An 18370-nucleotide genomic window follows, 5' to 3' on the forward strand; every position below is an offset into this window, starting at 1 on the left:
CAAATAACTCGAATAATGTACGAAATACTTCTTTTTACTCACTCCTGGCTTCGTTGGGTCACCCTTATTCTTTTTGCTGTCGTGCTTTTTAAATCCCTTGGCGGAATGAATGGAGGCAAGGAATACTTAAAAAAGGACAAGACACTGACGACCTCCTTGATAGGAACGCTTCACCTTCAGCTGTTGATTGGGTTGCTGCTTTATTTCGTATATAGCCCCATCACTACTACAGCAATGGATAATATGAAGATCGCCATGAAAGTGGGTGCTGTGAGATATTGGGCTGTTGAACATATCTCAATAATGATAGTGGCCGTGATCGTCGCCCAAATTGGAAGTATCCGGGTGAAGAAAACTTCTGTTGATAAGAAGAAATTCAAGCTTCAGGCAATATTTTTCGGCATCGCATTGATACTGATTCTTTCAAGAATCCCCTGGTCAGAATCAGCTCGGTTGTTCAGGTTCTAAGCTTGGGTTCCACTTCCTTTGATGAAACTCGAATGTTATAAGAAATGAAGTTTAAAGGAGCGTTGCTGATTTTGTTTGCATGCGCTGTATTGCATTCGTGTACCACCAGAAGCTCATTGCCCGAAAATCTTCAGGCACTTCAGAAATTTGACGTCATTATAAAAAATGGTTTGGTGGTGGACGGTTCAGGCAAGCCCGGGTATCCAGCGTCAATCATCATTCAGGCCGACACAATTGCTTTTATTGGTCAGCTGGACTCCACCAAACCTGCCACGCTTGAGATAGATGCCAACGGTAAGGTGGTTACGCCTGGCTTTATCGATGCTCACGCACATGGCGACCCCATCAAAACACCTCAGTTTTACAACTTTGTTGCCCAGGGGGTTACTACCATTTGCCTGGGGCAGGATGGGTCAAGTGATTCCGAGGGTGAGTTTGGCGCATGGCAGGCTTCTGTCGATAGCGTTGGGCCGGCACTTAATATTGCTCCGTTCACTGGTCATGGTTCATTGCGAATGGCGATAGAAACACCGTTTGACGAGGTGATAAGTGAGGCGGACATGGCGATGATGGCTACTGAACTGGATCATCAGCTTCAATTGGGTAGCTTCGGCCTGACCATGGGGCTGGAGTATGTGCCAGGCAGATACTCAGGAGAAAAGGAATTGCAGGCGCTGGCAAAAATAGTGGGCAGCTACCAGGGTGTGTTAATGGCACACATTCGCAACGAAGACAACGACAAGCTGGAAGCCTCCTTAGATGAGTTTCTTAGTCTGGGCCAATGGGCTCCTGTGCACGTGTCCCACCTCAAGTCTGTATACGGCGAGGGGGCCAAGAGAGCCCTGGAAATTACTTCCATTCTTGCGAAGTATGAATCGCTTGGCTACAGGGTAAGCGCTGATGTCTATCCCTACATGGCCAGCTTCACAGGCATCGGTATTGTGTTCCCCGACTGGGCTATTCCTCCGGCCAATTTCAACAAGGTTAAAAAGACGAGAAGGGGTGAATTGGAGGAGTTTCTGCGAAATAAGATTGCTCAAAGAAATGGGCCGGCTGCGACCCTCTTCGGCACAGCTCCCTATGCAGGAAAAACGCTGGCCGACCTTGAAAAAGAGCTCGACAAACCGTTTGAAGACATACTGATTGATGATATTGGGCCGAGGGGAGCAAGTGCGGCTTATTTTGTGATGAACGATTCGCTCCAGGTGGCTTTGATGAAAAGCGACTATGTGGTGGTGTCGTCCGACGGCAGCCCTGGCATGAGACACCCGAGAGGCTATGGCAGCTTTGGTAAAATGATTGAGACTTACACTGTGAAAGGTGATTATTTTACGCTTGAACAAATCGTTCATAAAATGAGCGGACAAACCGCTGAAGTTATCGGGCTGAAAGACAGAGGGCTACTGAAGGTGGGCTACAAAGCTGACGTCGCAATTTTCGATCCGGCTAACGTCAAGGTAAAGGCCGACTTCCAGCATCCGCACCACCTCACTGAGGGTGTCGATTTTGTTTTGGTCAATGGTAAGCTGGCGAGAAGCAATGGAGAGTTTGCGGAAGAACGAACCGGAAAACTACTAAGGAGGGAGTAGCCGGAAAAGCTGTTCACTGGCTTTGCCTGAGAGTGGTTTCGTCGCTACTAATTCCCCTTTTTTGTAGTGTCGGCCTCAAACTCGAAAAATTCATCCTTCTTTAACTGTAAAGTGCCAGGCTTTTTTGCCGGATCCTTCCTGATTTCCTCAAGCAGAACCTTGCCTTCTTCTTTAATGTTTTCAATCAGACTTTTTGCGGCGCTGCGGGCGTCATAACTTACCCGATAGTCGTCAGTTGTGCCAGCGATCTTCACGTGGGCGTAAATGTTCCCCCTTTCGTCTTCTTCTATAGCACCAAAGCTTTCATCATTGTCACGCCGGCGTTGCCTGTTGAATAAAGGAACCTTCAGGCGGTAGTCGATTTGCTGATCGAAAGTGTGGGTGCCGCTAAGGGTGATATTGGATACATTAGATTTGATATCCATGCTGGGAATCAGGATTCTCCTGTTTTCGATAAGGAACTGGTTGGTGATTTCACCGAAGGTTAAATGGCCCAGCTTGTCTTCTCTTACAAGCCTGGAGAGTTCCTGCATTGGCTCGAAGTTGATGAGTTCTCCGTTGACGCCACGGGCATTTATCCGAGCCCTGAAAAGGTCTGGGAGGAAACTAAGGTTGTTACGCACACCCATGTCTACATCAAAGTCGGCAAAGAGCTGTCCTTTAATGTGCTTGCTTTGCATCCAGCTTTGTCCGAAGTCATGAAAAACATAGAAAACGCTGTCGATGTAGAGGTTTTTCACTTCTCCTGAGAAGTAGGTAAGGAGCGTGTCGCCAGGCTGATCCGACAAGTTGCCGGTGAGCTTGATATCGCCTCCCATGGTGGAGAAATCAAGTTTTTTAACATATACCTGACGGTTTTGAATAAGCACTTCGGCATTTACATTTTTGCCAGTAAAACGGTCAAAAACAACTGTTTCAGCCTCTGCTGTTAGTTTCACACGCAACCTTGGACTTACTGTAAGAGAGTAAGCGCCGTCTTCTCCGTTGGTGGTATTTTTATTGGCTAGCAATTCGTTAAGGTCGAGCCTGTTGGCGGACACCTTCCCTTCTACCAACAGAAGGTTGTTTTTGCCCTCGTAGAAAAAATGAAAGTTTCGTAGCAGCCCATTAATTCTCAGATCACTGTTTCCCAGCTTGCCGGTAGTTTCTGTAAAAGCAACATCACGGTCGTTGAATAGTAAAATTCCACTCCACTCCCGGAATAACAGCGGGTAGCTTTGCCATGAAAAAGTAGCATCCTGTATAGTTGTTTCTCCATCTATCAGCCAATCGCCTGTTGCTTTTTCATCCAGCCTTCCCTCAAAGCCAAGCAGGTAGCTCAGCGTGCCGCTTTCGCTTTTGATACCCCACTCGGGTACAATTTTCTCAAACTGTGCCAGCGTCATATTGCCCTCCAGCTCAGCCCTGGTGTGCATGGTGGCCATATTGGTGATGGTAGCATTGCCTTTCAGTGGAAAGCTGTTCATCGTGCCTGACAGGTTTTGCAATTGAAGACTCGTGCCTTCCGACTGAAGGTTCGTTGTCAGCCGACCATCCAAACTAAAGTCCGAAAAGGCTAGCGGGCGACTAGGGTAAAGGAACCGGACATGCTGTCCGCTAAAGTCCGTGACCAGGGTGGGCTTCCCATTTTGCTTTGTATAGCTTCCTGTGAATGTCGCTTCGCCTTCTAAATCGTAACTGGCCCAGTCAGCTGGCCATCCGGCAGGTATATTGCTAAGTAGATCTGCCAGTGATTTTGTGTTGCCAGCCCACTCCAGTAGCAGGTCGTCTGGGCTTGATGACGTCAGCGTGCCGGTCAGGTTATGGCTGGCCTCCTTTAGCTCCCAAGCCTTGATTTCGGCCAAATGCCCCTTGTCGATCCTCACTCCCAGAAGTTCTATTTCCAGCAATCTTCCCTCCAGGTAGGGAAAGCCCTGATAAACCGTTTTCAGATTGGTGCCTTTCCAATGTCCCGAGAAAAGCTGAGGGCTGTTAATGGATTGGATATCGAAGTGCGCCTGGCTGAACTCCCAATAGCTTAGTAGCTCCGCACGTATGTCTTCGTAGCGGATTTTGCTGTTGGAAATTCTCACCTTACCAATCGTTAGCTGAGGCGACTCCTCATCCACCACCTTCTTTTTAAACACGTCGAAATTTCTGATTCCATTTTCATCTATCAGCAGGTTGATCTCGGCTTTGTCCACATTGAGCTGACGAATGTGGTAATTTTTATCAAGGAAGTTCCAAAGGTGAAAACTGAACGATAATCGCCCAATGCTTACCAATGGGCTTTCGGGTGTGCCCGCTTCAACTTTTTGCAAGACAATCGATATGTTGGGGAAACTGTCCCAATACGAAATGTCTATGTGGCCCACCTTTACCGGCGTGGTGAGTCTCTCGTTCACATTGTCCAGAAAGTATTGAATAAACTCATCACGGTTGATTTGAATGTACAGCAGGCAAGCCAATAGCGTGGCAGTGACAAAAGCAATTACTCCGGTAAGTATCAGTGCGGCTAGCCTTGGAATTTTCACAGGATAAAATTAAACAAATCAAAGGCGTTTCTACGATACAACGCTGACGATATAAATTTTATGACAGAAGAAATATTTTTTATTAACCTATTTGCAAAAATACAAAAGGGTACTACATTTGCACTCCCTAACCGGGAAGCAGGTTGTGAAAACAGCAGGCTTTTTTGAAAAGGGGCTCATAGCTCAGCTGGTTCAGAGCACCTGCCTTACAAGCAGGGGGTCCAAGGTTCGAATCCTTGTGGGCCCACAAAAGTCACTCAGAAATGGGTGACTTTTTTTATTTTCGCCCATGACCTGCCACTTTTGGATCAAACGGAAAACCGAATCAAGCGGAAAATCTGGGACAGGCTTGCTATTTAACGACGGGCCGCCGCCGCTTATGGCGGATCAAGCGGAAAATCTGGGGAGTAAGACGCTGAAATAACGTTGTACCATTTGGCGAACGATAGACAATAAAGAAGCAAAACTGGTTCAATGCGTCTCGCCCGGCCGGGTTAGGCTTGGACCTTTTGCTTCTTTATGTAATGAGAAGATACTCTTGCAAAAAAAACAATCCCCAGAAATATTGCTTGATCCTCTAAAACTCAAATTTACTATCTTAGGCGCTGCTGAGAGATTCTTCAGAATGACTCAATCGACCGACTGCCTTTATTATATGTTAAAGAAAGCTCACTTCTTAGCACTGTTGCTGCTTAGCTGCACTATCGCCAATGCACAGGAATCGCTTCCTGAAGTGATCAGTCAGATAGACACCATTCAAAACCCCGGAGATAAACTGAAGCTTATTAAACTTGGAGAAAACCTACTCCAGAAGGAGGGGGACGACTCCGTTAAAGCTGAATTCTTTCTCCGATGTGGCATTACCTATGGCATTTCCGGGAAAGCCGACTCTTCAATATACTTCTTCAACCAGGCGCTGCAATTCGGAAGTGAGTCGCAGCATTTGCTTAAATCCAGGGCTTATAACGGTATAGGCAACGTAAGCCGGCAAAAGGGAAATAATGAGATGGCATTTGAGAGCTTTCAAAATGCATTGAAGGCTGTGGAAGGCAAATCAGACTTTATGAGCCAAAGCTTTGAAGGTTCCATTATTGCCAACCTGGCAAGCATCTACTTCAGCATGGGCGACAATGAGAAAGCCGAGCAATACAGCCTGCGTGGGCTTGAGCATGCAAAATCGATCAGTGACACGGCGCAAATGGAATACAGCTATGTTGGCCTGGCCTTAATTTATAACAAGACGAAAGAATATGAAAAAGCACTTGAGTATCATCAATTAGCTTCTTTGTTAATGGAAAGGGAGAATAGCGATCCTTACCTGAGAGATTATAATAAGGTTAATTTGGCAAAACTGTATGAAAATAGGGGCGAGCTGACCCAGGCATTGTCGCTATATGATGAGATGCTGCAAGGCACAAACCCTGATGTTGATATCAAAACTACCTCGCTGAAAAACGCAAGTCAGATACTTTTGATACTCGAAGATTTTGTGAAAGCGATAGACTATGCGGAGAGGCTCATGAGCCTTGCGAATGAAACGGCAACACTTCCCTCTGCGGTGGACGCTACACAGCTTCTGTATCAATCGTATCAAGCCACTGGGGATTATAAAACAGCCAACAAATACCTGAATCAATACGTGGCTTTGAATGATTCGCTCATCAATGAGAAATCGGTGAAGGCGCTGGCAGAATTGGAAGCCAGGTATGAGAACGAGAAGAAAGCGCAGGAGATTACAGAGCTCAAGCTTGAAAATCAGCAGTCGGTCAATCAGCGGAATATTTATCTTTTTGTTACACTGATAGTAATTGTCGGGGCAGTTTTTCTTGGAGTGCTCATTCGGTCCAAGACAAAATCTAATAAGTTAATATCCAAGTCATTGAAGGATAAGGAACTGCTTCTGAAGGAGATTCACCATCGGGTCAAAAACAACCTGCAGATTATTTCGAGCCTGTTGAGTTTGCAATCGAGGTACATCGAAGACAAAGGAGCCAAGGACGCAGTGAATGAAGGGCAGAACAGGGTAAAGTCAATGGCGCTTATTCATCAGAAGCTCTATCAAAACGAAAACCTGGCCGGTGTAGAAGCCCTGGATTACATTGAAAATCTCACCAGCACGCTCCGCTCCTCCTATGGTGTCGGGGCTGAGCGGGTGTCGGTGACCTATGATATCGAAAACCTTAACATTGATGTAGATACCATCATACCCATCGGGCTAATCCTGAACGAATTGATAAGCAATTCATTCAAGCACGCCTTCCCCAACGATAAGGAAGGGAATATCTCAATTGCGTTAAAAAGGGCGAATAACCAGCTTGAATTGAAGGTTTGTGACAACGGAGTAGGTAGCAAAAAGGATATTGGTAAGTCTGATTCTTTTGGGATCCGTATGATCAGGTCACTGGCAATGAAACTGGAAGCCACTGTTAGCTTTAGTTTCGATAACGGCACAGAAGCGTCTTTGCTTATTTCTAGTTTTAAGTTGGCTTAAAAGATCATGGAGAAAAAGGTGCTTATAGTAGAGGATGAACCGCTTATAGCCGATGACCTTTCTTTTCATCTGCAGGATCTTGGCGTCAGCGAGATCAAAATATCTCTTAAATATGAAGATGCTTTGAAGAAGCTCACAGAGCATCAGTTTGATCTGGTGTTGCTTGATGTCAACCTTTCCGGCGAAAAAGATGGAATTGACGTTGCCCGGTTCATCAACCGAACCAACCCGACTCCTTTTATATTCATCACTTCTTATTACGATGCTGACACCCTTAACAGGGCCAAAGAAGTGGCACCTGTCGCTTATATACTGAAACCATTTAATCAGCAGGATATTCAGGTCAACGTGGAAATGGCGTTTCATAAAATACTATCCTCCCGCCAGACCAAACCAGAAAAATTTTTTATCAAGGACAAAGAGGGATTGGTGTCAATAGATCCTGACGAGATCGACTACGTGGAGGCGTTTGATAACTATGCGAAAATCTACTCTGCCGGCCAGGCTTATATTATCAGCCACACTTTGAAAAGCATTGAGGACAAGCTATTGAACTTTGGGTTTGAGCGTGTCCACAAGTCGTATCTGGTTAACTTTGCAAAAATCACCATGATCAGTGAAGGCTATATTTTTTTTGGAAAAATGAAAGTGCCAATCGGGCGAGCCTTTAAGACTGATTTTATGGCAAAAATATCCATGCTCTAGACATTTCTCATGCCGGGGTTGTCGATCACTAAAAAAATAGTGTCGTTGACTAAATAGCGCTACCGGCGCAACATTCATTTGGGCAACTTAGAATAGTTAAATGTATTCTAAGATTTTTTAAAAGCTGTTCGATGAAGTTCCTGGCCACGTTAATCTTTACCTTTTCCTCTCTCGCTGCCTTTTCGCAGAGTTATTATTGGGTGGGTGGCTCCGGCAATTGGTCTGACTATGCTAATCACTGGGCCACCTCTTCGGGTGGTTCAACTTTTCACACCCAGTCGCCCACTTCTGCTAACAACGTATTCTTCGACGCTAATTCATTTTCCGGCTCAGGGCAGGCCGTAACCCTCGATGCCGAAGCCAATTGTTTGTCGATGAACTGGACCGGCGTGACAAGCTTCCCTTCCATTGTCGGCAACGGCAACACACTCAATATTTTTGGCTCTTTGACACTGTCTCCTGACATGACGGCCAATTTCAAATATGTAGAGTTTGAGTCGACCACCTCAGGCAATACCATCACAACCAATGGCACCTCGCTGGGCTCAATTTCTATCACCCGGTTCAATGGTATTGGTGGAGAATGGAGTTTTCAGGACAACTTTAACACCTACAACTTGTATATGCTAGCGGGCACTCTGAACACAAATAACAACAATATTAACTCAGGTGCCTACTTTCAAACCGACGGTGCTGCCACAAAGGTGCTCAACCTAGGCTCATCAGAAATAACCTCGGAAAGGTGGTGGATGAACGGCACTAACCTGACCATTAACGCAGGTACTTCAAAAATCATTGTCTCTTCATTTTATAGCGACATGACAGGTGCGGGCCCCTACACGTACCACGACATTGAGTTTTTTAATTACGCAGATCTGAGGTATCCTTCTGCCTTCAATGAAATTACTGTCCCGGCAGGCCTGGAGGTTGAATTGAGAAGTGGAGATACTTTTACCCTGAGCAGCCTTGTTGCAGACGGCACAAAACATGAGCCTATTATTTTTAAAACAACATCTGAAGGTTCAGAGGCGACATTAAGTAAAGCTTCTGGTTCGGTAACTGTTTCCTGGGTTGAACTGAAAGACATTCATACATCTGGCAGCGCCACATTTACAGCCAACGATGCTGTGGACAATGGTAACAATACCGGGTGGACAATCAACGATGTAACGGGGTCAGACTACTTTTGGGTTGGAAATGGAGGCGATTGGACCGACTACAGTAACCATTGGGCAACCACCTCTGGTGGATCATCTATGCATAGCGACTATCCCGGGCCACTGGACGATGTGTTCTTTGATGCCAATTCATTTACCACTGCCGGGCAAACCGTTTTGAATGACCTGAATACTGCACACTTTCACGATATGGACTGGACAGGTGTGACCAACCTGCCTACTTTCAGCGCTCCTTATTCATACCCGATTTACGCCCACGGTTCGGTGACTTTTGACGATGGGATGAACAAAAATGTGTACTCTATCAACTTTATTGGAGAGGAAACAGGGCTCACTTTTACCGCAGCAAGCACCGGTTACAACAGCTATGTGACTTTCAATGGCACAGGCAGCTATACCCTCATGGATGATATTAGTACCGGTAGCTTCAATCACTACAAAGGTACAGTTAACTATGGTGACGTTGTCATCGATTGCTCTATAGACTACAGCATCGGTAATGGCGGCGCAGCAGTTGAATTGAACCTGGGTAGCTCGAGCATCAGTTGCCGAGACCTGTCTGTCAATTCTTCTTCCTCTCCAGTAGTCAACTTCGGCACCTCCACAATTACAGTAGAGCGTGATTTTTATGGCTATGGTATTGAGCTTAACGAGGTGGTTTTTAATGGAAACAGCACGATCAAAGGTTCTAATAGTTTTGAGGTACTTACGATTGAAGCTGGCTCATCAATAGCACTTCAGCAGGGCACTACCCAAACGATTAATCAGGCGTTCAACTTAAGTGGCACCAAGGCCAGCCCGATCAACTTTAGCTCCGATCTTTCCGGTTCTCAGGCAACTGTTTCGATGTCTTCCGGTACGGTAGACGCCACCTACCTGGTACTGAAGGACATCGCCGCTACTGGTGGAGCAACCTTCAATGCGGCCGAAACCATTGACAACGGGAATAACACAGGTTGGAACATCTCAGAACTGACCGGGTCTGAATACTACTGGGTGGGAGACGGAGGCAACTGGTCTGACTTCGCCAACCATTGGGCAACCACTTCTGGTGGAAGTACCTTTCAAACCACAGTCCCCGGTGTGTTGGACGATGTGATATTTGATGAGAATTCATTCACCACCGGGGGACAAGCGGTCACGCTGGATCAAAATGCCAACTTCCACGACATGACATGGACGGGCGTAACTAACAGCCCATCATTTATCGGGACAACCAAAACAGTGAACATTTACGGTTCCCTTACGCTGGACGACGGAATGATCGTGAATGTAAAGAACTACTATTTTCTGTCGGACGAAGCAGAGACCATTACTGCCAGTGCCACCGCTCCCGGAAACAATTCTTACATGTACTTCACGGGGGCAGGATCCTGGGAGCTTCAATCTGCACTTTTTACAAGAGAACTCCATCACCATAGTGGCACGATCGACTTCAACAGCAAAGATATTTGGATTGATTTTGCCCTTTATTTTTTCGGGAGTGAAAACAAAACAATGCTACTGGGCACCTCTGATTTCACTACACGGACTTTAGCTGTCGGTTCTGCCACAAACCTTTCTTTCGATGGCGCAGATGCTGAATTGAAGGTGAGCTCTCAGCTTGATTTCTATGATAACTTGACCAACGACATTAGCCTTGGCAATGTGTCTTTCGAGTTTCTCACTTTCAGCGACGAATCTTCAGTTTATGGAAATCTTACTTTGGCGACCCTTAGCATAGAAGCCGGCAAGAAGCTGAAAATTCAAACAGGAGCTACGTTAACAGTTGACGACCTGGTGGCAGTAGGTACTGCCGACGACCCTATAGTACTTATTTCCGTCAACAGTGGTTTGACATCGACCATCAGCAAATCGTCAGGTACTGTCGACGCCTATTTTTTGGAGTTGCAGGACATCACTGCCACTGGCGGAGCCACTTTTAATGCCTACAATTCGGTAAACAACGGCAATGTTATCGGCTGGACTTTCCATAAAGAGCAACAGACCATCGATTTTCCTGAAATAGCCGACAAGGCCTTTGGTGATCCGGCCTTTGAGCTCACTGCCAGCGCCACATCTTCACTCGCAGTAGCGTTCGAAGTTGTTTCCGGCCCAGCTACAGTAGATGGTACAACTTTGACGATTACAGGAGCAGGGACTGTCCAGGTGAAGGCTACCCAGGCAGGTAATATTGATTATGATCCGGCACCGTCTGTAACTCGCACCTTTAGCGTTTCAAAGGCCAGTCAGGGGCTTATTTTCGATACGCCAGCCTCAAAAGTTTACGGAGATGGTGCATTTGATCTCACCTTCACAGCTGGAGCCACAGGTAATACGGTAGTTTTTGAGTCCTCCGATGGCACGGTAGCAACAATTTCTGGCTCGACTGTAACAGTTGTCGGCGCTGGCACAACCACCATTACGGCCAGCCAGGACGGAGACGACGATTACGCCACTGCCGTAATACAGCGAACATTTACTGTGAATAAAGCCGAACAATCCATCACGTTTAATGAACTCTTAGAAAAGACGATTGGAGACGATCCCTTTGAATTAGACGCTACAGGCGGAGCCTCAGCCAACCCCGTTACTTTTTCGTCATCCGACGGGCTTGTTGCGACAGTATCAGGTAGCACGGTGACCATCGTTGGCGTTGGAACAACTACGATAACCGCCAGCCAGGAAGGTGACAATAATTATGAAGCAGCCGAACCGGTGGAGCGGGTGCTCACGGTTGCGGCAATAGCGAAACTACCTCAGGCGATTACTTTCGGTGAAATTGAAACCAAAACATTTGGTGATGCAGACTTTGATTTGACTGCCACTGGAGGAGATTCAGGATTGCCACTAACCTATGCTTCTGGTGACGAAACCGTTGCAACAGTTTCAGGTGCAACTGTTACCATTGTAGGTGCCGGCTCCACTACTATTACTGCCAGCCAGGCTGGCGATGATACTTATCAGGCAGCAACGTCGGTGGAACAAACCCTGATTGTGGTTAAGGCTGCTCAAGCGATTAGTTTCGAAGAAATTCCATCTAAAACATTTGGCGCTGCAGCCTTTGAGCTTCCTGCTACTGGAGGGGCTTCTGGTATGGCCGTTTTGTTCACATCGTCTGATGATGAGGTAGCGACGATATCCGGCACAACTGTAACCATTACGGGTGCCGGGACGGCCACAATCACCGCCAGCCAAGCCGGAAACGACAACTACATGGCAGCTGAAAGTGTTGAACGAACCCTTGTTGTCAGTAAAGCAGATCAAACAATTACCTTTTCCAGCATAGATGACTTTGACCTGGATAATGGTGTTACCCCGATTTTTTTAGAGGCCACTGCTTCAAGTGGCCTCGGGGTAAGTTTTGCTGTGGACGGCCCTGCTACACTTGACGGTGTGGAATTGACTCCGACAGATATTGGAACCATAACCATAACAGCTTCTCAGGCTGGAAATGATAACTATAATGCCGCTCCGGTAGTGGTCGTCGAATTTTCCGTGACCAGCTCTTCGTTCGCAACCGGAGTGAAAATTTCCAAAGGCAACCTAAAATTCTATCCCAATCCTGCGAATGAACTGCTTACAGTTGAGTGGAATGAACCGATGGGAGGCCAGTTAGAAATAAGAAACTTAGCAGGCAGCCTGATCTTGCAACAAGACATTATATCCGACGACAACGCAATCGACCTTGCCTCAACACCTTCGGGTACTTATCTCCTCATAGTGAGGACGCCCGGAGGTGTTAAAACTATTAGCCGTCTGATCGTAGAGTAGAAATACTGTGCGAATAGGCAGCGTTGAAAGAGGTGTTCTGGTAGAACACCTTCTTTTTTGTGCCTTTAATAAAATAGCCCACATCTGGGATCAATCTGTATTTCTGGGGTGTTGGATGTTTCCTGTGTGGTTAAATAAAAAAGCAAAACCGGTTTAATGCGTCTCGCCCGACCGGGCTTCTCCAGTCGGACAGGCTTGGATCTTTTGCTTTTTTATGGCGACTCGAGATATTGGGGTTAGAAGGTAATCCCCCAAATTTTCCGCTTGATCCCGCATCTGCGCTTCACCACACCAAACACATTTTCACTTCTATATCCAGCTATTTGGTATTTCTTATCTTTATTACGAACTTTACGTAACGAACTTTACGTAACGAATGATTCGTAATGAATAGAGAAGTATGAGGCCATCAGCGAACCCTTTTATTGTTTCGGGTTATCATAGCCCTGAGCACTTCTGTGACCGGGCTCAGGAGTTAGCCTGGATGATGGAGCAATTTGATAACGAGAGAAACACAGTGCTTTATTCGTGGCGTCGCATGGGGAAGACGTCGTTAATCAGGCATTTTTTCTACCACTTGAATAAGAACAAAAAGGCAGACACCGTATTTGTTGATCTTTTGGGAACCTCAACACTGGGTGAAGCTAACAAGCGGATTGCAACTGCCATAGTCCATCAACTAAATGATACCAGCAAAGGAATAGGAGCGGGTTTGCTCAAATTCATTGGCTCTATTGGCGCCACTTTTGGTGTTGATCCACTTAGTGGAACCCCTCAGGTTACATTTGGCCTTGTTCCAGATCAGTCTGTGCCATCCTCTTTAGAAGCTATGGGCAAATACCTTGAAGCAAGGAAGAAACCTGTGATGATCTGTATTGACGAATTTCAACAAGTAGTTAATTACCAGGAGGAGCATGCAGAAGCCACGTTTCGCACCTGGATGCAGGAATTTCCGATGGTACGCTTCGTATTCAGTGGAAGCCATCGGCAGATGATGGAATCGATGTTCAGTGAAGCATCGAGGCCTTTTTATAGAAGTGCTCAAATGCTGAAACTAGAGGCTCTTCCGGTTGCAGAGTATTCAGATTTTATTTTGGTTCGATTTAGCAACGCTGGGAAGGCGATTGACACGGCTTTTATCGATAGTATTTTTGAGTGGACGAGGCGGCAAACCTACTATGTACAGCTGATTTGTAACAAGCTGTATGGAAGGAGTAATGTTGTCGACCAGAAGGTACTTGATGAAGTGCTTGCAGAGATTATTTATCAGGAGGTGCCAATTTTTTCTACGTACCAGCAATTGCTTACAGCCTTTCAATGGAAATTGCTGATTGCTATTGCTAAATCTGAAGAGGTGGAGAATCCACTTTCTCAGGAGTTTTTGGGCAAACATGGCTTTGGAGCGGCAAGCTCAGTGAGTTCGGCCTTACAGGCGCTGACAAAAAAGGAATTCGTCATTGTAAATGATGGAAGATATACCTTGCACGATACTTTACTTATGCGCTGGCTGCAAAATCTGTGACCAAGAACACTAACCTTTGGCCAGGTCATCACTTTCCCCAGTATTCTCTCATCTTTCTCCTCACAAAAGCCACGCTCCTTTCCAGTTGATCCATGCCGTCTACGCCATCTTCAATACTGATCCACCCATCGAAGCCTACTCTTTTCAATTCAGTAAAAATGGCGTCATAGTCGTTCAGCCCTTTGCCAATTTCTCCATGACTTAGTCGCTTGGCATACCCAATGGCTCCTCCTTCTTCATTTCGGAGGTCGTCGATCGTACCGTATTTTAGAAAGCGGTCGCTGGCATGCATGGTTACCACCCGGTGCGAAACCCGTTTGAGCAAGTCTAATGGGTCTTCTCCTGCCAGGTAGGTGTTGCTCGGATCGTAGTTGACGCCAAAGCAAGGATGATCAATGCTTTCAACCAGCTGGCAGAAGACGTCAGCCTTTTGGGCAAACTCTGGGTATTCCCAGAAGTCGTCCTTGTAGTGATTCTCAATGATCAACGTGATGCCTCTTTCTTGTGCATAGGGCAAGCAGGCTTCAATGCAATCGGCAGCCAGCTTCACACCTTCATCAATGGTTAGCCCGGGCCTTTTTTGTCCGGAAAGAACACGGCAGTAGCTTCCTCCCAGGGCATAGGTCATGTCAATCCAATGCTTTTGTTTCACGATTTCCTTCTCCCGAAAGGCCGTGTCAGGATGGGTGAAGTCGGGCGAGCAGCACATCATCGGAATCACCTTCCCATACCCTTCAACCTGCTTCCGGAACTTAGGCCAGTTTTTCTGGTCATTCATCTCCAGAAAGCCAGCGTACCACTCCAGCCCGTCGATATCAAGTTTGGAAGCCAGTTCAATCCATTCCGAAACCGACATTGTTCCGTCTTTGCAAAGAGCTTGCATAAAGGCTTTGGGGAAGGCTGCGAGTTGAGGCATAAGCTTATTTTTTCTTCGGCTTAATGGTGGTTGTGTCTTTAGGTGGGTTTCTGCCCATGAAGGGATACTGCTCCAGGTCCACCACCTGTCCGCTGATAGGCCCGCTTTCATCAGCAAGCCAGTAAATGGCGGCAGCGGCAATTTCAGCCGGCGCCAGTATTCTTCCTGCCGGCGCATACACGTCTGGCAGGTCTTTGTACCAGTCGTCGGCCAGGCCGTGCTCACGCTTGCGAATGGTTTCAACTTCTGTGAGCACCCACCCAGGATTGATCTGGTTCACTCTCACTCCATCCTCCCGGTGGAGTGTGTCGCCCAGATTGCGGGTCATGGTCATTAGCGCTCCTTTGGAAATGCTGTATGCCAGGAGATTTGGTTCGCCACTCCAGGCATTCACCGAGCCAATATTAAGTGCACAGCCTCTGTTCATTCTCAGCTCTGGCAAAGCGGCTTTGATCAAATTAAATGGTGCGATGGTATTGACTTCGATCACTTTGTGAAGAAAGGCAGCGTCGGTCGTGTGAATGTTGGAAGAGACAACACTGGCTGCGTTGTTCACCACGGCGTCGAGTTTGCCAAACGATTTGATGGCAAAATCTACCAGCCGCTGCGGCGCTCCTTCCTTGCTGATGTCTTCTATGTGCAGTCTCGCATGCTCCTTGCCAAGGGCCTTTAGCACAGCTTCGCCCCAGTCCTTCTCCAACCCATGAAGGATGACCGAGGCGCCTTCAGCCACACAGCGCAGCGCAATGGCTTTGCCTATGCCTGTGGTGCTCCCTGTTACAATTATTACCTTGTCCTGTAGTCTCATGTTTAAACAGGTTTCAAAACACTTTTCACAATTTCGTGGTGGTGCATTTTTTCAAATGCTTCCAGCCAATTGGTGACGGGCCACACACCGCCGATGATAGGTTTTACATTGAGCGAGCCGCTAGCCAGTAAGGCGATAACCCGCTCCCAAACCGGCCAATTGTGGCTGAAGCTTCCCTGCAGTGTTACATTCTTTTGCACAATAGGATCTAGTGAAAAGCCAAGAGGGGTAGGCCCCCAGCCGACTTTCGTAATTTGGCCCTTAGGCCGTACCAAATCAAGAGCGATTTGAAGAGAGTCGCTGACACCAGCTGCATCCACCACACAATCGGCCCCCATGCCATCGACCTTTTTCGCCCATTCGGCGGCGTCTCCAATAATTGTTTGAAGGCCGTATTTTTTTGCGATCTCCAGCCTCTTTTTATCTGCTTCCAGCCCAATAATGGCTACATCAGCCCCACAAAGTTGAGCCACAGCGGCGCAAAGGATACCAATGGTTCCCGGGCCAATTACGACCACTCTGTCACCTGGTTTGATGCGGCTGTTTTCCACCACGGCGTTGTATGCCACGCAGCAAGGTTCTGTAAGACAAGCCTCTTCGAAGGATAGCTGAGTGGGCACATTGTGGAGGCAACGGGCGGGCACCTTCACATACTTTGTCATAGCGCCATTCACACCATAGCCAAAGCCCTTGCGATTAGGGTCAAGGTTGTAAAAACCTCTTCTTGACATGGGGTTGTTTTGATCTATTACCGCAGCGGTTTCGCTCACTACCCTGTCTCCTTCTTTCCAGCCGGTGACTCTTTTCCCAAGCTGGGCAATGTGCCCGCCAAATTCGTGGCCTAGCACCACCGGGTAGTTAACCGCCCAGCTGTGGTCCGACGTCCATTGGTGGAGGTCGCTGCCACAAACACCCACATTGGCCACTTCGAGCAGCACTTCGTCTTCTCCGATTACCGGCTGTTCAACCTCCCTGATTTCTACCGATCCCTTTACTTCTGAGTAATTGACAACTGCCGCAGATTTCATAATTCCCTTATTTTTATGTTATGGTGTGTGTCTTCACACGCCACCTCTAATTCTTTGGTTGGGGCGGGTGTCTCCACACGCCTCCGGGTACTTATATCGGTATTGTATTTCTTTTGCACTATCGTCTATTGCTTGCCGTTTTGATTTCCACCTCCCCATAACCGTGCACTTTTTCGCAAATCAGCCTCAGTGAGCTTTCTAGATTCCCATCCGCTGTTTTAAAGGCGTCGGCGTCGATCGTTAATGGCGCCCCCAAAACCACCAACGGAGCTCCAAATTCAGGGCACCGAATCGCCTGCTCCAAACTTAATCCACCAACTGCCTGCACTGGAATGTTCACTGCTTCCACTACTTCTCTGAGCTGGTCCAGCGGACTCGGCATCCTTTTTCCTGCCGCCGCTATGCCTCTTCGTTCATCGTAGCCTATGTGATGCACTACGTAATCACATCCGAGCCCTTCAAGCCATTTTGCTCCTTCCACCATATCGGGGCACCCGAGGTTGTCGCCCATCACTTCCACTCCGAAATCTTTCCCAGCCTGCACCACGCATTTAATCGTCTCTGCATGGGCCCTGGCCATTACTACCACATAAGTAGCGCCCGCTTTGGCCATCATCTCAGCTTCCAGATAGCCGCCATCCATGGTTTTGAGGTCAGCTACTATTGGGGTGCCGGGGAAGGCTTCTCTCAGTTTTCTCACTCCATGAAGCCCTTCAGCTAATATGAGCGGCGTGCCGGCCTCCAGCCAATCGACACCTGCCCGCAGTGCCATGGCAGCGGTTTCGAGTGCTTCGTCTATATCGGTAAGGTCAAGGGAGATTTGTACAATGGGTTTCATAGAAGGATGTTCGTTGTTGTTCAGGTTGGAAAGGTTGGCTGGCCTTAGCAGACTGGAATTGAACCGACAGATGGAGATGCTTTTTTTGGCTTGGCGGCTAAAGCCATAGCGAATTGGAGAAAACCGAAGAGGCAGAGCCTTGTTGGGAGCGAAGCAGAATTCATAGGTGTTGCAAATTAGGGTAGGTCATAATTTAGCAACTATTTCCATGAAAGTCCCTGAAATTATGTGGAAAGGTGCCACACGGTTTTGTAGGAAGAAAAATAACACTTTTTAAAAGTGGAGAACAAATTTCTGGGCTTTAGCTATATTAGCACGATCAACCGATAATATGAAAGCCTTTCTTTTAAGTCAAAAGCGCATTCTTTCGTCAGTCAGCCTGGCAGTATTGATTGTAGGTACGCTGATTTTCGCTTCTTGTGGCGGAGATGACGAAAACCCTACCTGTACTGGTTGCACGGCCGCAAGCCCATGGTCAAAAGCCGGAGCCGGTACCTGCTACGCTACGCAAACCGATTGCGAAAGAGCGGAAGGAGGTACCTGCGTGATCTGCAACTAGCA

The 18370-nt window shown here is 47.3% G+C and carries 12 protein-coding genes and 1 tRNA gene; 8 read left to right on the forward strand and 5 right to left on the reverse strand.

Annotated elements, in window-relative coordinates; translation table 11 throughout:
- Nucleotides 1-15: 15 nt before the first annotated feature.
- Together RT717_RS28010 and RT717_RS28015 are read left to right on the forward strand one after the other, a co-directional pair.
- A complete protein-coding gene (locus RT717_RS28010) occupies nucleotides 16-468 on the forward strand; it encodes a hypothetical protein (RefSeq protein WP_317489612.1) in 453 nt (150 codons plus the stop codon).
- Between the two features lie 44 nt (nucleotides 469-512).
- Complete coding sequence (locus RT717_RS28015) at nucleotides 513-2057, forward strand: N-acyl-D-amino-acid deacylase family protein (protein WP_317489613.1); 1545 nt, start codon at nucleotides 513-515, stop codon at nucleotides 2055-2057.
- A 47-nt stretch (nucleotides 2058-2104) separates the two neighbouring features.
- Here RT717_RS28015 and RT717_RS28020 read toward each other — a convergent pair whose 3' ends face one another.
- Nucleotides 2105-4570, reverse strand: a complete 2466-nt coding sequence (locus RT717_RS28020) for an AsmA family protein (protein ID WP_317489614.1) — start codon at nucleotides 4568-4570, stop codon at nucleotides 2105-2107.
- Between the two features lie 172 nt (nucleotides 4571-4742).
- Here RT717_RS28020 and RT717_RS28025 point away from each other — a divergent pair.
- The 5 genes from RT717_RS28025 to RT717_RS28045 all read left to right on the forward strand — a co-directional run bounded on the left by RT717_RS28025 (nucleotide 4743) and on the right by RT717_RS28045 (nucleotide 14219).
- Nucleotides 4743-4817, forward strand: a tRNA-Val gene (locus RT717_RS28025).
- Between the two features lie 408 nt (nucleotides 4818-5225).
- Nucleotides 5226-7061, forward strand: coding sequence for a tetratricopeptide repeat-containing sensor histidine kinase (locus RT717_RS28030; protein ID WP_317489615.1), 1836 nt, complete (start codon nucleotides 5226-5228; stop codon nucleotides 7059-7061).
- A gap of 6 nt (nucleotides 7062-7067) precedes the next feature.
- On the forward strand, nucleotides 7068-7766 hold the full coding sequence (locus RT717_RS28035; protein ID WP_317489616.1) for a LytR/AlgR family response regulator transcription factor: 699 nt from the start codon (nucleotides 7068-7070) through the stop codon (nucleotides 7764-7766).
- A gap of 131 nt (nucleotides 7767-7897) precedes the next feature.
- Nucleotides 7898-12697 (forward strand): beta strand repeat-containing protein, encoded by a 4800-nt coding sequence (locus RT717_RS28040; RefSeq protein ID WP_317489617.1) that lies wholly within the window; start codon nucleotides 7898-7900, stop codon nucleotides 12695-12697.
- Nucleotides 12698-13097: 400 nt separating this feature from the next.
- A complete protein-coding gene (locus tag RT717_RS28045) occupies nucleotides 13098-14219 on the forward strand; it encodes an AAA family ATPase (RefSeq protein WP_317489618.1) in 1122 nt (373 codons plus the stop codon).
- A 28-nt stretch (nucleotides 14220-14247) separates the two neighbouring features.
- Here RT717_RS28045 and RT717_RS28050 read toward each other — a convergent pair whose 3' ends face one another.
- From RT717_RS28050 to RT717_RS28065, 4 genes are all read right to left on the reverse strand, one after another.
- Complete coding sequence (locus RT717_RS28050; RefSeq protein WP_317489619.1) at nucleotides 14248-15135, reverse strand: sugar phosphate isomerase/epimerase family protein; 888 nt, start codon at nucleotides 15133-15135, stop codon at nucleotides 14248-14250.
- A gap of 4 nt (nucleotides 15136-15139) precedes the next feature.
- The gene (locus RT717_RS28055; RefSeq protein WP_317489620.1) at nucleotides 15140-15943 is read right to left on the reverse strand and encodes an SDR family NAD(P)-dependent oxidoreductase; all 804 of its coding nucleotides are present in this window, start codon (nucleotides 15941-15943) and stop codon (nucleotides 15140-15142) included.
- A 2-nt stretch (nucleotides 15944-15945) separates the two neighbouring features.
- Nucleotides 15946-16971: a zinc-binding dehydrogenase gene (locus RT717_RS28060; protein WP_317489621.1), complete on the reverse strand. Its 1026-nt coding sequence runs from the start codon at nucleotides 16969-16971 to the stop codon at nucleotides 15946-15948.
- 118 nt (nucleotides 16972-17089) lie between these two features.
- Nucleotides 17090-17809: an orotidine 5'-phosphate decarboxylase / HUMPS family protein gene (locus tag RT717_RS28065; RefSeq protein WP_317489622.1), complete on the reverse strand. Its 720-nt coding sequence runs from the start codon at nucleotides 17807-17809 to the stop codon at nucleotides 17090-17092.
- A 331-nt stretch (nucleotides 17810-18140) separates the two neighbouring features.
- Between RT717_RS28065 and RT717_RS28070 the strand changes: the two genes are divergently transcribed.
- The gene (locus RT717_RS28070) at nucleotides 18141-18368 is read left to right on the forward strand and encodes a hypothetical protein (protein WP_317489623.1); all 228 of its coding nucleotides are present in this window, start codon (nucleotides 18141-18143) and stop codon (nucleotides 18366-18368) included.
- Nucleotides 18369-18370 lie beyond the last annotated feature (2 nt).

The organism is Imperialibacter roseus, from assembly GCF_032999765.1.
GTDB lineage: Bacteria > Bacteroidota > Bacteroidia > Cytophagales > Cyclobacteriaceae > Imperialibacter > Imperialibacter roseus.